Consider the following 3,415-nt stretch of genomic DNA (forward strand, 5'->3'; position numbering starts at 1 on the left):
TCATCACGATGCGCGCACCCGGCATGACGATGTGGCGCATGCCGATCTTCACCTGGAACACGCTCATCACGAGCATCCTGATCCTCATGGCCTTCCCGGTGCTGGCCGCCGCGATCTTCGCCGCCGCCGCCGACCGCGTGCTCGGTGCGCACATCTACGACCCACAGAACGGGGGCGTGCTGCTGTGGCAGCACCTGTTCTGGTTCTTCGGTCACCCCGAGGTGTACATCATCGCGCTGCCGTTCTTCGGCATCGTGTCCGAGATCTTCCCGGTCTTCAGCCGCAAGCCGATCTTCGGTTACAAGACGCTCGTGTACGCGACGATCGCGATCGCCGCTCTCTCGGTCGCTGTGTGGGCGCACCACATGTACGTCACCGGCTCGGTGCTGCTGCCGTTCTTCGCCCTGATGACGATGCTGATCGCGGTGCCCACCGGCGTGAAGATCTTCAACTGGATCGGAACGATGTGGCGCGGCTCGGTGACGTTCGAGACCCCGATGATCTTCTCGCTCGGCTTCCTCGTGTCGTTCGTCTTCGGTGGTCTGACCGGCGTCATCCTCGCCTCGCCGCCGCTGGACTTCGCCCTGTCGGACTCGTACTTCGTTGTCGCGCACTTCCACTACGTCATCTTCGGAACCGTCGTGTTCGCGATGTTCGCGGGCTTCTACTTCTGGTGGCCGAAGTGGACCGGTCGGATGCTCAACGAGCGGCTCGGCTACGTTCACTTCTGGTTGCTGTTCATCGGTTTCCACATGACGTTCCTCGTCCAGCACTGGTTGGGCGTCGAGGGCATGGTCCGCCGATACGCCGACTACGCGGAAGCCGACGGATTCACCTGGCAGAACCAGCTCTCTACCGTCGGGTCGATGATTCTCGCTGTCTCGATGATTCCGTTCCTCTTGAACGTGTGGATCACCGCTCGCAAGGCGCCAAAGGTCACGGTCAACGATCCGTGGGGCTACGGTGGTTCGCTCGAGTGGGCTACGTCGTGCCCGCCGCCGCGACACAACTTCACATCGATCCCGCGCATCCGTAGCGAGCGTCCGGCATTCGACCTGAACCACCCCGAGGCTGCGCCGATGACGGTCGGTGTCGGCCCGGCCAAGGATGCTCCACACACACCGGTTGTCGATCTTGCCGATGGGAAGGTGAAGTAGTCCATGCGCACCAATGTGTCGCTGTGGTGGATCCTCACGGGCTTCTTCGCTCTCGTTGCGATCGCGTACACCGTCTGGAGCGTCATCTGGTATGGCAACCTCGAGTGGGTTGGCACCGTCGCCCTGTTCTTCACCGCTCTGATGGGTGCACTCATCGGGTTCTACACCGGCGCCGTTCACCGCGCGCAGGGTGGTGAACTGCCGGAGGACGTTCTCACAGCGGACATCGACGACGGTGACCCCGAGATCGGTGAGTTCAGTCCCTGGTCCTGGTGGCCCCTCGTCCTCGCATCTTCGGCCGCTGTCGCCATCATCGGGCTCGCGGTCGGCGCGTGGATGGTGCCCATCGGCCTCGGTATCTTCGTCGTCGCGATCATCGGCTGGGTCTACGAGTACTACCGCGGCTACTTCGCCCGCTAGGTTCCCGCTTCGCCGGCTAGGCCCTGCGTCCGTCCCCTCGCTGCGCGCTCTCCGTTGAGAGCCCTGATTAGCGGGAGCGTTGGACGAGGAGCACGCCGCCGATCACGATGAACGCGCCGATGAGCTCGTTCAGCGTGAACCGTTCGCCGAGCACGATGATGCCGAGCGCCACTCCGACCACCGGAATCACATACGTGACGGTTGACGCACCGACGGCGCCCCACTCGGTGACAACGCGCGTGTTCCAGACGTAGACGATCCCGGTTCCCAGACATCCGAGGGCGACGAGCGCGAGGACCGGGGCCGGGGCCCAGGCTACCGGCGAGAGACCGATGACGGGGAGCAGAGCCAGGGCGAGCACCCCTGCCACCGCCATCTGTGTCGACGCGATCGTCACGCTGTCGTGGGTGTGGGTCCCCGTGATGAAGCGCCGCATCCAGCCGAGAGCGATGCCGTACGAGGCGGTGGCACCCAGACAAGCGAGCTGCGCGGGAAGAGATGCGGCGAACTCTGCGGAGGAGACGACATCCCACACGCCCATGACGATCGCGACACCGATAGCTCCGATGATCACCCCGACCAGGCGTCGTGCCGTCATCCGTTCGCTGGGCAGCACGACGACGGCCACCAGTGTCGTCCACAGTGGCGTTGTCGCGTTCAGGATGGCCGACAGCCCGGATGGCAGGCTCTGAGCAGCCCAGGCGAAGAGCAGAAACGGCAGAAGGCAGAAGAAGACCGCCACGACGATCATGTGCACCCACAGGCGGCCTTCGCGCGGCCACCGTCGACGCGTGAGTGCCATGATCGTGGCGAGCGTGACAGAGCCGAGGATGACGCGTCCCAGGGCCACCTGTGCCGGGTCGAAGGCGCCGACCGCAACCTTCATGAACAGGAAGCTTGCACCCCACACCAGCGACAGTGCCGCAAACATGATCGCGACCGCGCTGTTTCGGGTCGGCGCGAGGAGTGGAGAAGCGGACACGATGGTGACGCTATCCGGTGTGACCGACCCGACGCTGGCGGGAACCGGACCCCGCTTTCATCCGCGGACCACCATCACCAGCGGATCGAACACGCGGGGGAGCGGACCCTCGTCGTTCTCGGTCGGTTGACCTTCCCGCGCCCAGTACTCGTACCCGCCGATCATCTCCTTGACCGCGTAGCCGAGCTTCGCGAACTCGAGCGCGCCCTTGACGCCGGCGTTGCAGCCCGGACTCCAGCAGTAGACGACCACGGTGGCACCCGCGGCGATCTCACGCGGGGCGCGCACGGCGATCTCGCGGTAGGGCATGTGGATCGCGCCCGTGATGCGGCCCTGTTGCCACGCATCGACGCCGCGCACATCGACAAGCACAATGGCTTCCCCGGCCTTCTGCGCGGCGTATACGTCTGAGGGATCGGTCTCGTGGGCGAGGCGGGTCGCGAAGAAGTCTGAGCTACTCATGGTGCCGAGACTAGAGGCACGTCGCGACGCTCAGAGCGCGAAGGACGGTCTCGGGCAGCCACGTTTCCCTCGGATCCTGCCAGAGTCCGTGGCTGGGGGACAGCGGAACGGCGAGGGCCCGACATCCGTGGATGCCGGGCCCTCGCCGTTCCGCTGAGACTACTTCGTGGCCCCGCCGGGATGCACGTCGTCATCAGGATCGACATCCGTGTTCGACGTTCCCTTATCGGCAGCCGTGTTCTCGACGATCTCGTCCGTGACGATCACGTTCGTTGGGCGAACCGCCGTCTCGGACTGCTTGCCGTCGGTGATCGGGTGGTGCGGAGCATCCGGAACACCAGCGCGCTCGTGCATCGCCTGGATCTCGGCGTCCTCCTGCTCGGCGATGTGGTCG

General features: G+C 65.0%; 4 protein-coding genes and 1 pseudogene. 2 read left to right on the plus strand and 3 right to left on the minus strand.

Going from position 1 to position 3,415, the window contains the following annotated elements; all coding sequences use genetic code 11:
* Positions 1 to 1,157: cytochrome c oxidase subunit I (locus B3587_RS03125; RefSeq protein WP_292726480.1), on the plus strand; the 1,157-nt coding region annotated here is incomplete at its 5' end.
* Positions 1,158 to 1,160: 3 nt separating this feature from the next.
* A complete protein-coding gene (locus B3587_RS03130; protein ID WP_228178616.1) occupies positions 1,161 to 1,577 on the plus strand; it encodes a cytochrome c oxidase subunit 4 in 417 nt (138 codons plus the stop codon).
* 67 nt (positions 1,578 to 1,644) lie between these two features.
* On the opposite strand, the gene B3587_RS03135 is transcribed toward B3587_RS03130, so the two are convergent.
* From B3587_RS03135 to B3587_RS03145, 3 genes and pseudogenes are all read right to left on the minus strand, one after another.
* Complete coding sequence (locus B3587_RS03135; RefSeq protein WP_292726482.1) at positions 1,645 to 2,559, minus strand: DMT family transporter; 915 nt, start codon at positions 2,557 to 2,559, stop codon at positions 1,645 to 1,647.
* A gap of 57 nt (positions 2,560 to 2,616) precedes the next feature.
* Positions 2,617 to 3,021: a rhodanese-like domain-containing protein gene (locus B3587_RS03140; protein ID WP_292726484.1), complete on the minus strand. Its 405-nt coding sequence runs from the start codon at positions 3,019 to 3,021 to the stop codon at positions 2,617 to 2,619.
* A gap of 159 nt (positions 3,022 to 3,180) precedes the next feature.
* Positions 3,181 to 3,415 (minus strand): annotated as a pseudogene (locus tag B3587_RS03145) (hypothetical protein); the annotation flags it as partial.

The organism is Microbacterium sp. UBA837 (genome assembly GCF_002296025.1).
Taxonomy (GTDB): Bacteria; Actinomycetota; Actinomycetes; order Actinomycetales; family Microbacteriaceae; genus Microbacterium.